The organism is Streptomyces luteogriseus (assembly GCF_014205055.1).
Lineage (GTDB): Bacteria > Actinomycetota > Actinomycetes > Streptomycetales > Streptomycetaceae > Streptomyces > Streptomyces luteogriseus.
Genome location: NZ_JACHMS010000001.1, coordinates 8,028,364 through 8,046,209 on the forward strand (window position 1 = coordinate 8,028,364; position 17,846 = coordinate 8,046,209).

Annotated in this window: 18 protein-coding genes and 2 pseudogenes; 4 read left to right on the forward strand and 16 right to left on the reverse strand. The window is 72.4% G+C overall.

The window, feature by feature from the left end:
• The first annotated feature begins 20 nt into the window (after positions 1–20).
• Positions 21–500, forward strand: a complete 480-nt coding sequence (locus tag BJ965_RS35640; protein WP_184915067.1) for a MarR family transcriptional regulator — start codon at positions 21–23, stop codon at positions 498–500.
• 89 nt (positions 501–589) lie between these two features.
• Here BJ965_RS35640 and BJ965_RS39680 read toward each other — a convergent pair.
• The 3 genes and pseudogenes from BJ965_RS39680 to proP all read right to left on the reverse strand — a co-directional run.
• Positions 590–888, reverse strand: a pseudogene (locus BJ965_RS39680) (hypothetical protein); the annotation flags it as partial.
• A 9-nt stretch (positions 889–897) separates the two neighbouring features.
• On the reverse strand, positions 898–1,311 hold the full coding sequence (locus BJ965_RS35645) for an SRPBCC family protein (protein WP_184915069.1): 414 nt from the start codon (positions 1,309–1,311) through the stop codon (positions 898–900).
• Between the two features lie 114 nt (positions 1,312–1,425).
• A complete protein-coding gene (proP, locus tag BJ965_RS35650; RefSeq protein WP_184915073.1) occupies positions 1,426–2,922 on the reverse strand; it encodes a glycine betaine/L-proline transporter ProP in 1,497 nt (498 codons plus the stop codon).
• Between the two features lie 233 nt (positions 2,923–3,155).
• Between proP and BJ965_RS35655 the strand changes: the two genes are divergently transcribed.
• A complete protein-coding gene (locus tag BJ965_RS35655) occupies positions 3,156–4,670 on the forward strand; it encodes an MFS transporter (protein WP_184915076.1) in 1,515 nt (504 codons plus the stop codon).
• A gap of 11 nt (positions 4,671–4,681) precedes the next feature.
• Here the strand turns inward: BJ965_RS35655 and BJ965_RS38790 are convergent, their stop codons facing one another.
• The 4 genes from BJ965_RS38790 to BJ965_RS35670 form a co-directional block, all read right to left on the reverse strand.
• Positions 4,682–5,098 carry a hypothetical protein gene (locus tag BJ965_RS38790; RefSeq protein WP_221513293.1) on the reverse strand — a complete coding sequence of 139 codons (417 nt, stop codon included), beginning with the start codon at positions 5,096–5,098 and terminating at the stop codon, positions 4,682–4,684.
• Positions 5,095–5,229, reverse strand: a complete 135-nt coding sequence (locus BJ965_RS40020; RefSeq protein ID WP_281402957.1) for a hypothetical protein — start codon at positions 5,227–5,229, stop codon at positions 5,095–5,097. The genes BJ965_RS38790 and BJ965_RS40020 overlap by 4 nt, the downstream gene beginning before the upstream one ends.
• Positions 5,230–5,488: 259 nt before the next feature.
• Positions 5,489–7,150 (reverse strand): amidohydrolase, encoded by a 1,662-nt coding sequence (locus BJ965_RS35665; RefSeq protein WP_246546175.1) that lies wholly within the window; start codon positions 7,148–7,150, stop codon positions 5,489–5,491.
• Positions 7,151–7,171: 21 nt separating this feature from the next.
• Positions 7,172–8,668, reverse strand: a complete 1,497-nt coding sequence (locus BJ965_RS35670) for an APC family permease (RefSeq protein WP_184915081.1) — start codon at positions 8,666–8,668, stop codon at positions 7,172–7,174.
• A gap of 190 nt (positions 8,669–8,858) precedes the next feature.
• On the opposite strand from BJ965_RS35670, the gene BJ965_RS35675 reads away from it, so the two are divergent.
• Positions 8,859–9,560 (forward strand): TetR/AcrR family transcriptional regulator, encoded by a 702-nt coding sequence (locus BJ965_RS35675; protein WP_184915088.1) that lies wholly within the window; start codon positions 8,859–8,861, stop codon positions 9,558–9,560.
• Between the two features lie 10 nt (positions 9,561–9,570).
• On the opposite strand, the gene BJ965_RS35680 is transcribed toward BJ965_RS35675, so the two are convergent.
• On the reverse strand, positions 9,571–11,274 hold the full coding sequence (locus tag BJ965_RS35680) for an ABC transporter ATP-binding protein (RefSeq protein ID WP_246548525.1): 1,704 nt from the start codon (positions 11,272–11,274) through the stop codon (positions 9,571–9,573).
• A 435-nt stretch (positions 11,275–11,709) separates the two neighbouring features.
• On the opposite strand from BJ965_RS35680, the pseudogene BJ965_RS35685 reads away from it, so the two are divergent.
• Positions 11,710–11,868, forward strand: a pseudogene (locus BJ965_RS35685) (zinc-dependent alcohol dehydrogenase); the annotation flags it as partial.
• On the opposite strand, the gene BJ965_RS35690 reads toward BJ965_RS35685, so the two are convergent.
• The 8 genes from BJ965_RS35690 to BJ965_RS35725 form a co-directional block, all read right to left on the reverse strand.
• Positions 11,863–12,195, reverse strand: a complete 333-nt coding sequence (locus tag BJ965_RS35690; RefSeq protein ID WP_184915095.1) for an STAS domain-containing protein — start codon at positions 12,193–12,195, stop codon at positions 11,863–11,865. The pseudogene BJ965_RS35685 and the gene BJ965_RS35690 sit on opposite strands and share 6 nt — an antisense overlap.
• Positions 12,192–13,538, reverse strand: a complete 1,347-nt coding sequence (locus BJ965_RS35695) for a PP2C family protein-serine/threonine phosphatase (protein WP_184915098.1) — start codon at positions 13,536–13,538, stop codon at positions 12,192–12,194. Before BJ965_RS35695 ends, BJ965_RS35690 begins: the two co-directional genes overlap by 4 nt.
• Positions 13,538–14,341, reverse strand: coding sequence for an alpha/beta fold hydrolase (locus tag BJ965_RS35700; RefSeq protein WP_184915101.1), 804 nt, complete (start codon positions 14,339–14,341; stop codon positions 13,538–13,540). Before BJ965_RS35700 ends, BJ965_RS35695 begins: the two co-directional genes overlap by 1 nt.
• 73 nt (positions 14,342–14,414) lie before the next feature.
• Positions 14,415–15,071: a maleylpyruvate isomerase N-terminal domain-containing protein gene (locus BJ965_RS35705; RefSeq protein ID WP_184915104.1), complete on the reverse strand. Its 657-nt coding sequence runs from the start codon at positions 15,069–15,071 to the stop codon at positions 14,415–14,417.
• Between the two features lie 80 nt (positions 15,072–15,151).
• Positions 15,152–16,006: an energy-coupling factor ABC transporter ATP-binding protein gene (locus BJ965_RS35710; protein ID WP_184915120.1), complete on the reverse strand. Its 855-nt coding sequence runs from the start codon at positions 16,004–16,006 to the stop codon at positions 15,152–15,154.
• A complete protein-coding gene (gene cbiQ / locus BJ965_RS35715) occupies positions 16,003–16,752 on the reverse strand; it encodes a cobalt ECF transporter T component CbiQ (RefSeq protein WP_184915122.1) in 750 nt (249 codons plus the stop codon). The genes BJ965_RS35710 and cbiQ overlap by 4 nt, the downstream gene beginning before the upstream one ends.
• A 6-nt stretch (positions 16,753–16,758) precedes the next feature.
• A complete protein-coding gene (locus BJ965_RS35720; RefSeq protein ID WP_184915125.1) occupies positions 16,759–17,127 on the reverse strand; it encodes an energy-coupling factor ABC transporter substrate-binding protein in 369 nt (122 codons plus the stop codon).
• Positions 17,124–17,825: an energy-coupling factor ABC transporter permease gene (locus BJ965_RS35725; RefSeq protein ID WP_184915128.1), complete on the reverse strand. Its 702-nt coding sequence runs from the start codon at positions 17,823–17,825 to the stop codon at positions 17,124–17,126. The genes BJ965_RS35720 and BJ965_RS35725 overlap by 4 nt, the downstream gene beginning before the upstream one ends.
• Positions 17,826–17,846 lie beyond the last annotated feature (21 nt).

Genomic DNA, 17,846 nt, shown 5'->3' on the forward strand with positions numbered 1-17,846 from the left:
AGACATTAGGGGAGTGAAGCATGGACGACCAGGATCCCGGTCTGCAACTGGTCCATCTGTTGCGGGCCGTGACGATGGAACTGGACCTGTTCGCGGCCGAGTTCGCCGGACGCAACGGGCTCCATCCCACGGACGTACGGGCGTTGATCCACCTGCTCGACGCCGGCCGGGAGGGCGTGCGGGCCACCCCCGGGTGGCTGGGGGCGCAGTTGGGAGTGAACTCGGCGTCGATAACTGCCCTGGTCGACCGGCTGGAGCGGCTCGGGCTGGTGCGCCGCGAGCGGGACACCCGGGACCGCCGGCGTGTGCTGCTCGTCGTACAGGACGAGGCCGTCCGGCTGGGCTGGTCCTTCTTCGGGCCGCTGATCCACGAGATGGTCGGCTCGATGCGGTCGTTCGACGCGGCGGAACTGGCGGTGGTGCGGCGATTTCTGCTGACCATGCGCGATGTCGCCGCGGCGGCGCGGCGCGGCGGACGGGACGACTCCGGGAAACGCTGAGCTTCCGTCACCGGCGGCCGACAGCGGATGCGCACATGGAGCGCGCCGGCGTCGGGTCGACGGCTTTCCCGTCTGCCGGCGCCGGTCACTCACGGCCGGGGATCGATCCGCCGCCACCGCGGGCGGGGCGTCGGGCCCCCGGCGTCCCGCCGCCGGGGCACAGCGCGGGCACTGGCGCCGCACCCGCTCCGCGGCGCCGCCGGACTCCGGGAAGGTATCCGGTCGGCCGATGTGCGGAAGGCGGACCGGCCGGGGGACAGGACGCAGACCCTCGCGTCGCGGCCCTCCTCCCGGGCGTGCACCTCACCGGAGGGGCACCAGGCGCCGGCTGCCCCTCCTCGTCGGAACACCGCCCGGATGCCGTGACGGGGTACCGCTTCGTGCGCGCCGCGGTGGGTCAGCCCGCCGGGTGGTCGACGTGCAGCCGTACCTGCTCCTCCAGCCGCCGCAGGCTGGTGTCCAGGGCGTCGCCGACGGCCTGCTCGCCCGGGTCGTGGCCGGCGTCGAAGAACGACAGGTGCACGGTCACCTCGCTGGCGCCGCCGTCGAGACCGGCGACTTGCAGCCAGCCCGCGTAGCCGCCCTGGTCACGCGTGCCCCACTCGAGCCGCATCTGCTGCCGCCGGGCACGCAGCACGGCGGAGGTGTCCTCATCGGTGCGGTCCTCGTGCACGGTGACGGCGGGCAGCTCCCCGGCCTCCACGTGCAGGGCCTCCGGCAACCAGCTGTTCAGCCGGCCGACGTCGGCGGCCTGGTCGAAGACGTGCTCCGGCTGCGCGGGCATCGTGCGGGAACGTTCGTACTCGGTCATCGTCCTACCGACCTCACCTCGGGAGTCGTGGCCCGCACCGCGTTCCCGGGCTGGCCGGAGCCAACCGTGAAATGCCCCGCCCGCAAAGGTGCGGACGGGGCGTTTCACCCTTGCTCAGAACCTGGGCTGGGGGGACTGCGCCTGGACGAGTTCCTCCGCCTCCGCCTCCGTCTCCACCGACGGCGGGGAGCCGGCCAGCGGCTGGTTGGCGGTCTCCCGCATGCACAGCACCGCGATGACACCGATGACCGCGGCACCCATGGCGTAGTACGCCGGCATGAGGGTCGAGTCGAAAGCGCTGATCAGAGCGGTGATCACCAGAGGCGTCGTGCCGCCGAAGACCGAGGTGGCCAGGTTGTAGGCCACCGAGAGCGACCCGTAGCGCACCTGCGTGGGGAATATCGCCGGCAGGGCCGCCGACATCGTGCCGAGCATCGCCACCAGCGACAGCCCCATCAGCAGCAGGCCCAGGGTGATGAGGGCGATGGTGCCCTGCCGGATGAGCAGGAACGACGGCAGGGACAGGAACAGGAAGCCGAGCATCCCCGTCATCAGCAGCGGCTTGCGCCCGAAACGGTCCGAGAGCCGTCCGACCTGGTTGATGACGCACATCTGCAGCACCATCACGACGAGCAGGATCAGCAGCCCGTGGTTGGTCCCATAGCCCAGTTCGTCGGACAGGTACGTCGGCATGTACGACAGCAGCATGTAGTCGGTGATGTTGTACGCCGCGACGAGTGCGAGGCACAGCAGCAGCGGCCGCCAGTACCGGGTGAAGATCTTCCCGAGGTCGGCGGCCGCCGAGGTCTCCACGGCGTCGGCCGCCTCGGTCGCCTTGGCCTGGCCGCCCTCCAGCTTCTGGAAGGCGGGCGTCTCGTCCAGCTTCAGCCGCAGGTAGAGGCCGATGAGGCCGAGCGGGGCCGCGACCAGGAAGGGCACGCGCCAGCCCCACGACAGCATCTGGTCGTCGCTGAGGAGCATCTGCAGGACGACGACGAGGCCGGAGGCCCCGACGTAGCCGGCGAGCGTGCCGAGCTCCAGGAAGCTGCCGAAGAAGCCGCGCCGCTTGTCGGGCGCGTACTCCGCGATGAACGTCGAGGCGCCCCCGTACTCCCCGCCCGTCGAGAAGCCCTGCACCAGCCGGAAGAAGATCAGCAAGGCCGGGGCCCACAGGCCGATCACGGCGTGCGAGGGGACCAGACCGATGGCGAAGGTCCCCACCGCCATCATGATCATGGTGAGGGAGAGGATGCGTTTGCGGCCGACCTTGTCCCCGAGCGGCCCGAAGACCATGCCGCCGAGCGGACGCACCAGGAAGGCCACCGCGAACGTCGCGAAGGAACCCAGCAACTGGGCGGTGTCGCTGCCCGAGGGGAAGAAGACCTTCCCGATCGTCGACGCCAGATAGCTGTAGATGCCGAAGTCGTACCACTCCATCGCGTTGCCGAGGGCGGCGGCCTTGGTGGCGCGCTTGACCGCCGCGTCGTCGGTCACCGTGATGTCGCTGCGGCGCAGCTTCGGGTGACGTCGTTTCTCGATCGCCCGGAACAGCACGCGGTGTCGTCTCACAGCCGCGGGATCCACCGACTCGTCGTTGTCGGGCGCCGCCATCACGTGGTTCCTTTCGCCGGTCGTCCTTCCAAGCACAACGCCTGCACGAATCTCGCGTGCTCAAACGACCTCCTTCGCGCGGCGTCCGATTGATCACGGAACGTGATGAGCGGGCGCTCAGGCCGGGTCGCGGGCCACCGCGACGTCCGGGAGGATCGCCGGGGCGGGAGTGTGCTCCCGCCCCGGCGGGGGAACCTGTTCCGCCGGGTGCGTGCCGGGTGGAAGGAGCCCAAGTGACAGCGTCGGCGGCGGGCGGCCGGAACCAGGGCGGGCAGCCGGACGGGTATGAGCCGGACCCGAACCGGTGGCGCGCCCTGTGGGTCACGCTGGTCGCCGGTTTCATGAGCCTGCTGGACGTGTCGATCGTGGCCGTCGCCCTGCCCACTGTCCAGCAGCAGCTGCACGCCTCAGCGGCCGAGGTGCAGTGGGTGGTGTCCGGCTACGCCCTCTCCTTCGGCCTCGCCCTCGTCACCGCCGGCCGCCTCGGCGACGCCCTCGACCGGCGCCGCATCTTCCTGATCGCCCTCAGCGGCTTCGTGCTCTTCAGCGCGGCCTGCGGAGCGGCCCCGAACATCACCCTGCTGGTGGTGGCCCGGCTCGCCCAGGGCCTGGCCGCCGGCTTCATGGCCCCGCAGAACTCCGCGCTCATCCAGCAGATGTTCCGCGGCGGCGAACGCGGCCGGGCCTTCGGCTTCTTCGGCGCCACCGTCGGCATCTCCTCCGCCGTCGGCCCCCTCACCGGCGGCCTGATCCTCGCCCTGGCCGACGGCGCCCAGGGCTGGCGCTGGATCTTCTACGTCAACGTCCCCATCGGCATTCTCGCGGTCCTCCTCGGGCGCCGCCTGCTGCCCCGCACCCGGCGCTCCGGACGGGAACACATCGACCTGCCCGGTGTCCTGCTTCTCGGCCTCGGTGTCCTCGCGCTCATGTACCCGCTGGTCCAGGCGGAGTCCGGCGGCCTCACCCGGCTGTGGTGGATGTTCCCCGCCGGTGCCGCGCTGCTCTTCGTCTTCACCCGCCGGCAGCGCCGCCTGGTCGACCGCGGTACCCAGCCGCTGCTCGACCCGCGGCTGTTCACCACCGTGCGCGGCTACGCCGTGGGCGCCGGCGTCGGCACGCTCTACTTCATCGGCTTCAGCGGCGTCTGGCTGGTGTTCGCCCTCTTCTACCAGCACGGTCTGGGCTTCTCCCCGCTTCAGTCGGGCCTCGCCGTGACCCCCTTCGCCCTCGGCTCGGCCGTCGCCGCCGCCGTCTCCGGGCGGCTCGTGGACCGGCTAGGCCGCCTGCTCACCGTGGGCGGGCTCACGGGCGTGATCCTCGGGCTGGGCGGCACCGCGCTGCTGCTGCGCTTCGCACCCCTCGACGTCGCGCCCTGGATCGCCGCTCCGGTCCTGTTCCTCGGCGGCGTCGGCGGTGGGTGCGTGATCTCCCCCAACATCACCATGACGCTGCGGGACGTGCCCGTGCACATGGCGGGAGCGGCGGGCGGCGCCCTGCAGACCGGTCAGCGGCTCGGTGCCGCGGTGGGCACCGCCGCCCTGCCCGGCCTCTACTACCTGGTGCTCGGCAACAGCAGCGACGACTACCGCGGCGCCCTCTTCGTCGCGATGGCCGCCGGGCTCCTCGGCATGGCCGCGTCCCTGGCCCTGGCGGCGTACGACTGGCGCCGCGACCGGCGCACGCGGGAGCCGCACGGCCCGTGCCCGGACGACATCGCCCACAGTCCCGTGCACGCCCGGCAGACCTGAACGGTCACGCCTCACGAGGCCTGAGGCTCCGGCCGGTGCGGGGCGGGTGCGTCATCGTCCGGCTCGCCGCGCAGCGCGCCGAAGGCGAAAGCCGCCGTGGACGCCAGGATGAGCAGCGCGAGCGGCCCCCAGATCGCCGGAACGGCCCAGAGCGGCCAGTCGTTGGCATCCTGCGCCCAGAGCGTCAGGATCGCCGTCGCGCCCAGGCCGACGCCGTGCCACCGCACCCTCTTCGCCGCCGTCGCTCGACGCTCGTCGCCCCGCGCGAAGAGCGGCCACACCCCGCCCACGATGGCCGCCAGGCCGAACGACACGCAGTCCGGCGCGCCGCCCGGACGGTCCTCGGGCCAGCCCACCGGGCTGTCGGACGTCTGCTGCCGCCGGCCCTCGACGTCCCGTACCTCGACGACCCGGCCGTGCCAGATCACACCGACGACCCTCTCGCCCGGCTCCATCTCGACATCACCGGCTCGGTCCGCCGGAACGTGACCTCCCACGGCTTGCCCGACGGCAGCACCGGCTTCGCCTCCGGGGCCTCGCCCCGCGTCCGGCGGTTCATGGTGGCGCTCCGTACGGTGAACTCCTGTTCCCACACGCACCCCGACGCCTTGAGGGGAACCGCGGCGCAGGCCGAGGTGCCGCGGTACTCCCTCTCCCGCTCCAGGCCCCGCCGATCTCGCGGGCCGACGCCACTCCGACGCCGAGCGTCACGACGGCGAGCCGTATCCACACCACGGACCGGCATGGCTCCGTCCCTCGACGACACGGCGCTTCATCCCCCTCCGTGACATCCGGACCCCGGAGCATCGGTACACGCCTCAGGCAGCGGTGTGGACCCGCCGCCCCTCGACGAAGGTCTCCAGGACCCGGGTCGCGGCGATCTCCTCGGGTGGACCTGCGAACGGGTCGCGGTCGAGGACGACCAGGTCGGCCGACTTGCCCACGGCGATGCTGCCGGTGATGCCGTCGAGGTGGTTCGCATGGGCGCTGCCCGCCGTGTGGGCGGCGATGGCGGTGCCCAGGTCGAGGCGCTGTTCCGGGAAGAAGGCCGGCGTGCCCTGTGGGGCGTCGGGAGAGACGCGGTTGACGGCGACATGGATGGCCTGGAGCGGGTCGGGGCTGCTGACGGGCCAGTCGCTGCCGGCCGCGAGGGTCGCCCCGGCCCGCAGCAGATCGCCGAAGGGGTACTGCCGGGCGCCGCGTTCCGCCCCCAGGAACGGCAGGGTCAGTTCGTCCATCTGCGGTTCGTGGGCGGCCCACAGCATCTGCAGGTTGGCGCTCGCACCCAGCGCGCGGAAGCGCGGCAGGTCGCCGGGGTGGACGACCTGGAGGTGTGCCAGGTGGTGCCGTGTGTCGCGGTTGCCGTTGGCGGCCCGGGCGGACTCCACGGCGTCGAGCGCCTCACGCACCGCGCGGTCGCCGAGCGCGTGGAAGTGGACCTGGAAGCCGGAGGCGTCCAGCTCGGTGACGTACTTCCGCAGCTCGCCCGGCTCGACGAAGCTGATGCCGCTGTTGTCCGAGGTACAGCCGCAGCCGGTCAGATAGGGGGACAGCATGGCGGCGGTGTGGTTCTCGGCGATGCCGTCCTGCATGATCTTCACCGTCCCGGCGCGGAACCGGTCCCGGCTCAACTCCTCCCTCCTGGCCACGAGTTCGGTGATCTGCTCGGCGCCACGCTCGCGGTCCCACCACAGGGCGCCGACGACCCGCGCGGTGAGCAGGCCCCGGTCCAGCGCCGTCAGATAGGCCGGAGCCGGGTCGGTCAGGTTGGCGTAGGTGCCGACGATGGCGTCCTGCCAGGCGGTGACGCCGTGGGAGTGCAGCACGGCCTGGGCGCGCAGCAGACCGGCGAGCTGCTCCTCCGGCGTGGGGTCCGGCACCAGCTTGCCGACCAGGTGGACCGCGCCCTCCTGGAGCATCCCGGTGGGGTTGCCCGCGGCGTCCCGCTCGATCCGGCCGTCGGCGGGGTCGGGGGTCCGGGCGTCGATGCCCGCACGCTCCAGGGCGCGGCTGTTGACCCAGGCGCCGTGGTGGTCGCGGTTGGGCAGGAAGACGGGGCGGTCCGGGACGATCGCGTCGAGGGCGGCGGCCGTGGGGGAGCCGCCGGGGAACGCCTCCAGGGACCAGCCGCCGCCGGTGATCCACTCGACGTCCGGATGCTCGGCGGCGTACGCCCCGATCCTGCGCAGGTACGCGCCCGCGTCGGCGGTGTCGCCCAGGTGGCACAGGCCCAGTTCGAGGCCCGCGCCCATCGGATGGACGTGGGCGTCCTGGAAGCCCGGCAGCAGCAGCTTCCCGGCGAGGTCGACGACCTCGGTGCGCGGCCCGATCAGCTCGCGCACCTCGTCGTGCCCGACGGCGACGATCCGCCCGCCGCGTACGGCCACCGAGGTGGCGCGGCTGCGGGCAGGGTCGACGGTGTGCACAGGACCGCCGGTCAGGACGAGGTCGGCGGGTCCCGGGGCAGGGAGGTGTGACATGGGGGTGAACTCCATGGAGGGTCAGACCGCCGTGCGGTCCATCGGCAGGGTCAGGGCTTCGGCGTCGGTGCCGCGCCCGGTCGTGAAGTAGGGCGAGCGCCGGACGTACTTGGCGACGGCGGCCATGCCGAGGCCGGCGAGCACGATCGCGGCGGGCAGCGAGAACATGAACCAGCCGTTGGCCGGGCTCAGTTCGAAGTGATCGCTCATGGTGAGGTACGAGTATCCGAGGTAGCCGCCGAGGCCCAGCAGCACCAGCCCGGACAGGGCGGGCACGGCGACGGCAAGCAGTGCCTCGCGCGGTCCCTCGTGCAGCGCCGCACGGAACCGCACGGCACAGGCGAGCGCGGTGAGGCCGTAGTAGAGGGCCACGATCAGGCCGATGGCGTTGACGGCGGCCAGCAGCATGTCGCTCAGCTTGGGGATCGCGAAGGCGAGCACGGCGATCACGGCGGCGACGGACATCACGACGACCGTCCCGGCGGCCGGAGTGCCGAAGCGCGGGTGGACCCGGGTCCACAGCGGGCCCATGGTGCGGTCCCGCCCCATGGCGAGCAGGCCGCGTGCGGTGGGGATCAGGGTGGCCTGCACGGAGGCGACGGCGGAGAACATCAGGGCGATGAGCGGCAGGGTGGCCCAGGGCTCGGCGGCCAGCTTCTCCCCCAGATAGGGGAGGGCCTGCGGGCCGTTGCGGACCAGTTCGGCCAGGCTCATCTCCCGCTGGAAGGCGACCGAGGCGAAGAGGAACAGGCCGAGCATCGCGAACAGGGCGATGAGTCCGCCCCGGGCCGAGTCACCCGGGTCCTTCGTCTCCTCGGTGACGCTGAACGCCGCGTCCCAGCCCCAGAAGAAGAACACCGCGAGGACCATGCCCTGGGCGAAGGCGGTGCCGCTGGAGATCTCGAACGGGTTGAACCAGGACAGCGACACCGCGTGGTCGCCGGTGACCAGGGCCCAGCCGCAGAACCCGAGCAGCACCGCGTACTCGAAGACCAGCAGGGCGAACTGGAACCGCGTCGCGCTCCGGACGCCGGTGACGGCCAGGACGGTGAGGGCGAGCAGGATCACCAGCCCGACCGCCGTGCAGACGCCGGTGGACGTCGGATCGAGGGCGACACCGGCCAGGCTGTGCAGACCGGCCTTGCCGGCGAAGGCCAGCACGACCGAGCCCATGATCGCGCTGGTGTAGGCGCAGAAGATGACCGAGCCGACCAGGGTCACCCAGCCGGTGAGGAAGCCCGGCCAGGGTCCGAGGGATCTGCCGACCCAGGTGTAGCCGTTGCCGCAGTTGGGTTCGGAGCGGTTGAGGCGGGCGTAGGCGAGGGCGATGCCCAGCACCGGAAGGAACGCCAGCAGCAGGAGCGCCGGGGCCTGCAGGCCCACGACGGTCGCGATCGTGCCCATGCCGATGGCGATGCTGGTGGTGGCCGCGGTGCTGGACGCGGCGATGGCGACGCCGTCGACGACGCCGAGGGAACGGCGCAGCGCGGGGCGTGGCGGAGGCGGTGCGGACGACATGACTGGCTCCTCGGGGGACGGGTGGGAAGAGCCGCGCGGGACTGTGATGGAACAGCCGGGGGCCATATTGGGTCAACCCTGTTGACGTAAGGCGACGGGGGCCGTTCACTGCGTTACGCGACAAGGCTCCGGTCGGCGAGAGGCCGCCGGCGCGCGAGAAGACCGCGGTGCGAGGAGAGGAGTCCCGGTCATGACCACCCGTGTTCCGCAGGAACGCCGGCGCCGGAGACCGACCCGTTCGGGGGTCCTGCTGTCGGAGGACCTGATCGTTCAGACCGCGTTGCGGCTCATCGGGGAGCACGGACCCGAGGCGCTGAGCGTGCGCCGGCTCGGTGCGGCCCTGGGCTGCGACCCCACGGCGCTGTACCGCTACTTCCACGGCACCGACGACCTGGTGCTGGCCATCGCCGACCGGATCATCGGCGACGCCATGGCCGGCTTCACCCCCGGGGACGACTGGGTGGCCTCGCTGCGCGAGATGGCCCTGCGGGTCCGCGCGGGATACCTCGCCCATCCCCGGGCGGCCGCCATGGCCGCCCACCGCGTGACCCGGCGCCGGAACGAGATCCGCGCCGTCGAGACGGGGATCGGCCTGATGCTCACCGCGGGCTTCCCGGCGGCCGACGCCGCACGGCTCTACCTCACCTTCATCGACACCGTGCTCAGCCACGCCGCCACGGAAGCGGCGTTCCACGCGCTTCCCCCGCAGCAGCGCGAGGCCGACCGCCGGTCGTGGCGGGACGTCTACCAGGACCTCGATCCGGTGACCCACCCGTCCCTGACCGCGGTACGACAGGAGCTGCCCGCGATGGCGGACAGCTCCTTCGAACAGGCGGTGGACCTCCTGCTGGAGGCCCTGGCGGCCCGGGCGCGGGCTCTCCCGCGGAGGTAGCGAGCCCGTGCTACAGCACCTCGGCCCGCCCGGGGGTGTCGTCGAGGAAGCCGCCCGACTGGTGCTGCCACAGCTTCGCGTACGCCCCCTCGACCGCGAGCAGCTCCTGATGGGTGCCCTGCTCGACGATCCGGCCGCGGTCGAGGACGACGAGCTGGTCCATGCCGGCGACCGTGCTCAGCCGGTGCGCCACCACCAGTGCGGTCCGCCCGTCCATGAGCCGCCACAGCGCCTCTTGGACCAGCAGTTCGCTCTCGGAGTCCAGGGCGCTGGTGGCCTCGTCGAGCAGCAGGATCGGCGCGTCCCGCAGGATCGCCCGGGCCAGAGCGACCCGCTGGCGCTGACCGCCGGACAACTTGACGCCCCGCTCGCCCACCATGGTGTCGAAGCCGTCCGGCAACGCCGCGGCGAACTCGGTGACATGGGCCGCCTCGGCCGCCCGGCGGATCTCGGCGTCGGAGGCGTCCGGCCGGGCGAAAGCGATGTTGTCCCGCAGGGTGCGGTGGAACATCGCCGGATCCTGCGGCACGTACGCGATCCGCCCGCGCAGGTCCGCCTGGCGCACCCGGCTGATGTCCTGGCCGCCGATCAGGATGCGGCCGCCGTCGATGTCGGTCATCCGCAGCAGCAGCCGGGTGAGGGAGGTCTTGCCGCCGCCGGACCGGCCCACGAGACCGATCTTCGCCCCGCTCGGCACGGCCAGGTCGAGTCCCTCGAAGAGCGGCCGGCCGCCCCGGTGGGCGAAGGTCACCTTCTCGAAGCGGATGTCGGCGGCCCGGGACCGCAGCGGCTCCGGGGAGGGAGGGTCGAGCACGGTCGGCGGCACCAGGAGCAGTTCGGTGAACTGCGCGGCCTCCGTCATCGAGCTCTCCAGCCTGCGGTATATCTGGTTGAACTCGAACATGATCCGAGTCGCGTTGTTGTAGTAGGCGAAGGCGACCACGATCGCCTCCACCCCGTGCGCTCCGCCGCCCAGCGTCACCGCGAGCAGCAGGCCCATCGCACTGGTCAGGACGGACATCGGTGCGACGAGCGTGTCGATGCGCAGATTGCCGTAGTCCCACGACCGCATGGTGAGCCGGCGCGACCTCGCCACCCGGGACCGGTGTTCGGCGGCCTCGCGCTCCTCGGCGGCGAACGCCCGCACCGTGTCCATGTTCATCAGGCTGTCTGCGACATGGCCCGACACCCGGGCGATCGCCTCCTCACGCTGGTCGACGAGCGCCTGGCGGCGCCGGATGAGCGGCACGACCAGTGCCGCCGTCAGCGTGATCATCACCAGGAGACCGACGACGAGCAGCGGTTCGTAGCGCCACAGCACCACCGCGCCGAACGTCAGCGGCACGAAGCTCCCAACGATCTGGAACGTCAGCGTGTCGACGAACTGCTCGAAACGCGAGGCGAAGCTGAGGACCCGCTTGGTCAGCGAACCGGCGAAGTTGTCGTGGAAGAACGTGGCGTCCTTGGCGAACAGTTCGTCCATGCCGACCACGTACAGGTGCTCGATGCCCAGGGCGTCGAGGCGGTTGAGGCAGTGCAGGGCGACGCGCCACAGCGCCTCCGCGACCAGCAGGACGCCTGCGAAGGCGAGCACGTACGGCAGCATCGCGCCGACCGCGACGTCCTTGTTCCCCGCGATGTCGCCGACGAGCTTGGCGACGATCAGCGGCGCGACGTAGTTGATTCCGATGTTGCCCAGCGCCGAGAGCAGCATCGCGGGCGCCGTCCACCGGCGCAGCCGGGACAACTCCCTTCCGTAATAGCGAAGTGCGAGAAGTACCGAGCGCCTGCCCGGTAATACTTGTGCGTTTCCGGCGTTTCCGGCGTTTCCATCCCACCCCTGTGTCGTCCTGTGGCCGCCCGCCACGCCGCGCGTGCGGGCAGGGGCCATCGCCGCAACGGATGTGTGAGGTTTCGGGTCGAGTCCGGAAGTGTCCCGCGATGCCGGCCACGGCGTCCAAGCCTTTTCCGGCCGGAGGGTGGTGAGCGGGGAGCGCCCCGGGGCGCGGCGGGCGGATTCGGGGTGGGACGGTGGCGCGCACCGGAAGGGGAGGTGAAGGCGCCCCTGCCGGTGCGTCAGGCGAGGTCGGAGAGGTCCTGCGGGGTGAGGCGTCGTGTCCGCCGCCGGACTCACCTCGGACGGCGCCCTGCGCCTATCCCCGACGCCCTCGCGCTCGCCGCCTCGGGAGGGGTCGACCCCGGGAAGGTCGTCTCCCACGTCATCGACTGGGAGGACCTGCCGGCCGCGCTGCCGGAGAAGCACCTCAAGCCGGTCTTCGTCCGGGCCGGGGCCGAGGACGGGTCATGACGCGGCGCTGGAGTCCGGGCGCAGCGTGAAGACCTGGTCGAGGCCGACGAGGGTGAGGACGCGCAGCAGGTTCGCCGGTACGGCGGCCAGGACGATGTCGGCGTCGGCGGCCAGGGCGTGCTGGCGGGCGGCGAGCAGGGCGGTGATGCCCGAGGAGTCGCAGCAGGCGAGGCCGGACAGTTCGAGGACCAGACACTGCCCCGGTGACAGGGGGAGTTGGTCGAGCCGGCCGCGCAGGACGGGGGCCTGGTCGAAGTCGAGGTCGCCGGCCACGTGCAGCACGGGCCCGGTCGCGCTGTCGCGCTGACTGATGCTGAGCGGGTTCATGAGGTGTGGTTCGTCGCGGGGTCTATGAGGGAGGGGGTGGCGGGAACGCCGAGCGCCAGCAGGGCGGTGTCGTCGTCGAGGCCGTCGCCGAAGCTCTCCAGCAGCCCGGTGAGGGCGGTGATCACTTCGTGCGGTGAGGCGGGGGCGTGGTCGGCGGCGAAGGCGTGCAGGGCGTCCTCGCCGTACAGGTCGTCGCGGCCGGGGCCGGTCCGAGCCTCGGTGAGGCCGTCGGTGTACAGCACGACCGTGTCACCGGGCGCCAGGACGGTCTCGGCGGTGCCGATCGGCGCGCCGGGGACGACGCCGATGAGCAGCCCGCCGGGGGTGGGCAGGAACTCGGCGCGGCCGTCGGACCGCAGCACGAGCGCGGGCGGGTGACCACCGGAGGCGAGGCGCACGGTCGTCGGCCCGTGCTCGCCGCCCGGCTCGACGATCCCGAAGATGCAGGTGCAGTACCGGGGATTGCCGTCGCCCGTGTACCGCTCGTGCAGCACGGCGTTCAGCGTGCTCAGCGCCGAGGCCGGATCCGGGTCGTGGTGGGCCGCGGCGCGCAGGGTGTAGCGGGTCAGCGAGGTGAGGGAGGCGGCCTCCGGGCCCTTTCCGCACACGTCCCCGAGGAAGAACGCCCACCGGTCCCCCGCCACGGGGAACAGGTCGTAGAAGTCGCCGCCGAGCTGGTCCGGCGCCGCCGTGTGGTAGTGGACGGCCGACTCCAGGCCCGGCACGGCGGGCAGCGAGTCCGGCACGAGGGAACGCTGCAGGACGGCGAGCGCGTCGGCCAGCCTGGCCCGGTCCGCCTCGGCCTGCCGCCGGGCCTCGTCCGCCTCGGCGTGGGCACGCTCCGCTTCGGCGCGGGCCCGCTCGGCCTCCTCGCGGCGGCGCAGGAGCTCCTTCTCGTAGGAGCGGCGGTCCGAGGCGTCGAAGACGGTGATCCGGATCAGCAGGGGCTCGCCCTCGCTGCCGTGCTTGATCACCGCGGAGACCAGCACCGGCAGCGGGCCACCCTCCTGGCGTCGCATGTCCAGGGCGATGCCCCTGAGCTCCCCCTGCATGCGCAGCAGGGGAGCGAAGTGCGTCTCGTGGTACAGCTTCCCGCCGATGCTGAGCAGGTCCGCGAAGCGTTTGCGGCCCGCCACCGCCTCACGGTCCAGCCCGAGCCAGTCCAGGAGGGTGTTGTTGATCTTGGCGATGGTGCCGTCCATCATCGTGGACAGGTAGCCGCAGGGCGCGGACTCGTACAGGTCGTCCGCGCTGTCCTCCAGCAGCGCGGTGAACGCCGCGTCCGTGCTCGCCTCGCCCCCGGTCCCGGTGGGCTCCGGCACGCCGCCGCCCGTACGGCACATCACTGCAGGGACTCCAGAAAATCGAGGATCGCCCCCGTGGTGGCCTGCGGCGCGCTGAGCTGCGGGCAGTGCCCGGTGGCGTCGAGCGTGACCAGCCGGGAAGCGGGGATCGCCGCGTGCACGTAGGCGCCGACCTCGCGGGGCGCGATGGCGTCCTGCTCGCACTCCAGGACGAGGGTCGGCACGGAGACGCCCTTCAGGTCGTCGCGGCTGTCGGTGAGGAACGTCGTACGGGCGAAGACGCGGGCGATGTCGGGGTCGGTGGCGCAGAAGCTGTTGGTCAGCTCCTGGCCCAGCTCCGGCCGCTCCGGGTTGCCCATGATCACCGGGGCCATCGCGGACGACCAGCCCAGGTAGTTCGCCTCCAGGGAGGAGAGCAGCTCGTCGATGTCCTCCGTGCTGAAGCCGCCGCGGTACCCCTCGTCGTCGATGTAGCACGGCGAGGGCGTCACCATCACGAGCGCCCCGATCCGCTCCGGCGCCGCCTGCGCCGCCAGCACCCCGACCATGGCACTCACCGAGTGCCCCACGAACACCGCCTGCCGCAGGTCCAGCTCCTCGCAGACGTCGACGACGTCGGCGGCATAGCCCTGGAGCGACGCGTACCGCTCCTCGCTCCAGGCCGCGAGGTCCGAGCCGCCGGAACCGACGTAGTCGAAGAGCACCACCCGATAGCGCCGCGAGAGCTCCGGCACCACCAGCCGCCACATGTTCTGGTCGCACCCGAACCCGTGTGCCAGGACCAGCACGGGCGCGTCGTCGGGGCCCACGACGTTGACGTTGTTCCTGCCACGGATGTCCATGCCGACCATGCTCCCACCTCGGCCGGAGGGATTCGACGGCGGGCCGACGGGCGACGCGGCGACGACACGGAAATCAGCCCAGGTAGAGCGGCACCTTCGAGGCCAGCTCGCCCAGCCGCGCCTGCTCCTCCTCCGTCGGCTGCCGCCGCCCGGTGCCGACCAGCAGGGCGTCCACGTCGTGGAAGGCGGACGGGAACGGGCTCCCCGCGATCTGCTCCAGCATCTCCCGCGACCGGACGAGACCCTCCGCGGGCGGCTGCTCCGCGTCCGGGAGGCAGGCGATCAGGTCGAGGTGGTGCAGCGTCCACTCCATGACGTACGTGGAGAGGAAGTCGCCCACGGTGAGGATCTCGTCACGGGTGCCGACCCGCCCGGCCGGGTCCGCGAGCAGGGCCGCGCGGCCCGCCGCCGAGCCGACGTCGTCCAGATGGAACTTCAGCAGGCTCGGATCCTCGTACGCGGCGGCCAGCCGGACGGTCAGCGCGTCGAGCGGGTCGTCACCGGTCGGCGGGGCGGCGGAGACGTCCCAGTAGGTCAGCGCGTCCCGCGTCGGTTCCCGGTCGGACGGGGTGGCCAGCGTGATCAGGACGTCCTGGGCATCGACGATCAGATGACACACCAGGTCCCGTACCAGCCAGCCCGTACAGCCGGACGGCCGCCCGAAGTCCTCGTCGGAGAGCTCCGCCACCGCCGCGCGCAAGGCCGTCCAGGTGTGAGAGAAGAGATCCACCTCGACACCGTAGTGCGACGCCGCGACGCAGGACCAGCAGGTTTCGGGCGACCGCCGGCGTCACGCACGCGCCGGCGCCCTCACCCTCCGGACGCCCCCAGCCGTCCGCCCACCAGGGCGGCGAGTTCGTCCGCTGTACGCGGGCCGGGCTCCGCCTCGGCCAGCAACCCCTGCGCGCGCAGGAGCTCCGCCGCAGCCGCGCCCCACGGCAGGCGCAGCCCCGCCTCCCGCAGGAGGTCGGTGCGGGCCAGCGCCGCGGCCGCGGGACCGGTGCGGACACCGGACGGGGTGAGGAGCGCCGCGTCGTCGGCCCAGCGCAGAGCGAGGTCGACGTCGTGGGTGGCCATCACCACCGTGGTGCCGGCGGCGCGGAGGCCGTCGAGGGTCGTGAGGAGCCGCTCCTGGCCGTCGGGGTCGAGCCCGGCCGTCGGCTCGTCGAGGACGAGGACGCGCGGCCGCATGGCGACCGCGCCCGCGATGGCGGTGCGCTTGCGCTGCCCGTAGGAGAGCAGATGGGTGGGCCGGTCGGCCAGGGCCGTGATGTCCAGGGCGGCGAGCGCCTCCGCCACCCGCGCCCGTACCTGCGCGTCGTCGAGGCCGAGGTTCAGCGGCCCGAACGACACGTCCTGCTCGACGGACGCCGCGAACAGCTGGTCGTCCGGATCCTGCACGACCAGCTGCACCGTGGTCCGCAGCCGGGTCAGCCCCTTGCGGTCGTACGACACCGGCTGCCCCTGGACCGTCAGCCGCCCCTCGTGCGGCTTCAGCCCGCCGGAGAGCAGCCGCATCAGCGTGGTCTTGCCACTGCCGTTGCGGCCCAGCAGGGCCAGCGAGCGCCCTTCGCGGATGTCGAAGTCGAGCCCGCTGAGCACGGTCGGGCCGTCCTCGTAGGCGAAGGACGCGCCCCGCAGGGCGACGAGGGCGGGCTCGCTCATGTCAGCGGCCTTTCCAGTACGAGGGTGAGGACGGCCAGCGCCGCGAGGAGCGCGCAACTGACCGCCGTGAAGCGGACGGAGACCCGGGCCTCGGGCACCAGGACGCGCAGGGTGCCGTCGTAGCCGCGCCCGGCGAGTCCCGCCTGGAGCCGGGTCGCCCGGTCGAAGGCGCGGACGAACGCGGTGGCGCCGAGGCCGGCCAGGGAACGCCACTCCGCGGCCCGGTGGGTGTGCCCGAGCCGGGCCGCCTGGGCCTCCCGGATACGCCGCATGGAGTCCAGCAGCAGGAAGCTCATCCGGTACGTCACCAGCGCGACGTCGACGACCGGCGCGGGAACCCCGGCCCGGACCAGACGGGGCAGCAGGTCGGACATGGGTGTGGTGAAGGCGAACAGCAGCACGCCCAGGGAGGCCGCCGAGGTGCGCAGCAGCAACTCCCCGGCCCGGAGCGGCCCGTCGTCCGCGAGGGAGACGAAACCGCCCGGACCGCCGACCTGGACGAGCAGCGTGACCGCGCCGGTCACGCAGAAGCCCAGCGGCACCCGGTAGGCCCGCCACAGCCGACGGCCGGGCACACCGGCCGGCCCCAGCAGCACCACCAGGGCGGTCAGCAGCACCAGGGCCGCGCCCGGCCAGGGCGGCAGCGAGATCGCGAGCACGGTGAGGCCGAGCCCGAGCACGGCCTTGTCCACGGGATGGCGGCGGCGCCAGCGACTGCTGTGCGCCGCCGCGTCGATCGGCAGCACCCGGGCTCAGTCCTGTTCCGCGGTGGACTTCCCGGCGGCGCCGGCGAGCGCGCTGTCGGCCTCCCGCTCCAGCGCCCGCTGCTCGCCCTGCCTGCGGCCCCGGCGCAGACCGAAGTAGTAGGCGAGGACCCCGGCACCGAGAGCCGCCTGGAGGGAGAACAACGCCGACTCGATCTCACCGGACGGCGGTTCGTACAGCGGTGAGAACCACGGTTCGTAGTCCGGCTTCAGCTCGGTGATCGCCGTCTCGGCCTCGCCGTCGGAGCCCGTGAACGGCTCCTTCTTGTGGTCGCCGAGACCGAGCGCCAAGGGCAGCACGGCGAGCGCGGCCACGAGGAACAGCAACACCAGGTTGATCTTCGTGTTCCTCTTCATCGCGCCGCCACCTCGGTCTCGGTCCGGGTCTGCTTCTTGGCGAGGAGCACACCCAGCCGGGTCAGTTCGCCCTTGCTGGACTGCACCAGCAGCCGCATCACGAGCACGGTCAGCAGACCCTCGCTCACCGCGAGCGGGATCTGCGTGACGGCGAAGATGGAACCGAACTTGCCGAGCGCGCCCAGGAATCCGCTGCCCGGGTCGGGGAACGCGAGCGCCAGCTGCACGCTGGTGACGCAGTAGGTGGACAGGTCGGCGACGAACGCGCCGGAGAACACCGCCACCATCAGCGGCGCGTTGGAGCGCCGCAGCAGCTTGTAGACGGCGTATCCGGCCCAGGGGCCGACGATCGCCATGGAGAAGACGTTGGCGCCGAGCGTGGTCAGGCCGCCGTGCGCGAGCAACAGCGCCTGGAACAGCAGGGTGATGGTGCCCAGCACCGCCATGATGGGCGGCCGGAACAGGATGGCTCCGAGGCCCGTGCCGGTGGGGTGGGAGCAACTGCCGGTGACGGACGGCAGTTTCAGGGCGGACAGGACGAACGTGAAGGCGCCGGACGCACCGAGGAGCAGAGTGCTCTCGGGGTGCTCGCGCACTTCACGGGTGAGCGACCGGACCCCGTGGACGACGAACGGCGCCGACGCGACGCCCCAGGCGACCGCGTGCGCCGGAGGAAGGAAACCCTCGGCAATGTGCATGGCTCAGCAGACCCTCTCCAG

Bases quoted from the DNA above. Each gene is read 5' to 3' on its own strand.
- BJ965_RS35640 (WP_184915067.1), top strand. From the start codon at position 21: ATGGACGACCAGGATCCCGGTCTGCAACTGGTCCATCTGTTGCGGGCC.
- BJ965_RS35645 (WP_184915069.1), bottom strand. From the start codon at position 1,311: ATGACCGAGTACGAACGTTCCCGCACGATGCCCGCGCAGCCGGAGCAC.
- proP (WP_184915073.1), bottom strand. From the start codon at position 2,922: ATGGCGGCGCCCGACAACGACGAGTCGGTGGATCCCGCGGCTGTGAGA.
- BJ965_RS40020 (WP_281402957.1), bottom strand. From the start codon at position 5,229: ATGAACCGCCGGACGCGGGGCGAGGCCCCGGAGGCGAAGCCGGTGCTG.
- BJ965_RS35665 (WP_246546175.1), bottom strand. From the start codon at position 7,150: ATGTCACACCTCCCTGCCCCGGGACCCGCCGACCTCGTCCTGACCGGC.
- BJ965_RS35670 (WP_184915081.1), bottom strand. From the start codon at position 8,668: ATGTCGTCCGCACCGCCTCCGCCACGCCCCGCGCTGCGCCGTTCCCTC.
- BJ965_RS35675 (WP_184915088.1), top strand. From the start codon at position 8,859: ATGACCACCCGTGTTCCGCAGGAACGCCGGCGCCGGAGACCGACCCGT.
- BJ965_RS35680 (WP_246548525.1), bottom strand. From the start codon at position 11,274: ATGCTGCTCTCGGCGCTGGGCAACATCGGAATCAACTACGTCGCGCCG.
- BJ965_RS35690 (WP_184915095.1), bottom strand. From the start codon at position 12,195: ATGAACCCGCTCAGCATCAGTCAGCGCGACAGCGCGACCGGGCCCGTG.
- BJ965_RS35695 (WP_184915098.1), bottom strand. From the start codon at position 13,538: ATGTGCCGTACGGGCGGCGGCGTGCCGGAGCCCACCGGGACCGGGGGC.
- BJ965_RS35700 (WP_184915101.1), bottom strand. From the start codon at position 14,341: ATGGACATCCGTGGCAGGAACAACGTCAACGTCGTGGGCCCCGACGAC.
- BJ965_RS35710 (WP_184915120.1), bottom strand. From the start codon at position 16,006: ATGAGCGAGCCCGCCCTCGTCGCCCTGCGGGGCGCGTCCTTCGCCTAC.
- BJ965_RS35720 (WP_184915125.1), bottom strand. From the start codon at position 17,127: ATGAAGAGGAACACGAAGATCAACCTGGTGTTGCTGTTCCTCGTGGCC.
- BJ965_RS35725 (WP_184915128.1), bottom strand. From the start codon at position 17,825: ATGCACATTGCCGAGGGTTTCCTTCCTCCGGCGCACGCGGTCGCCTGG.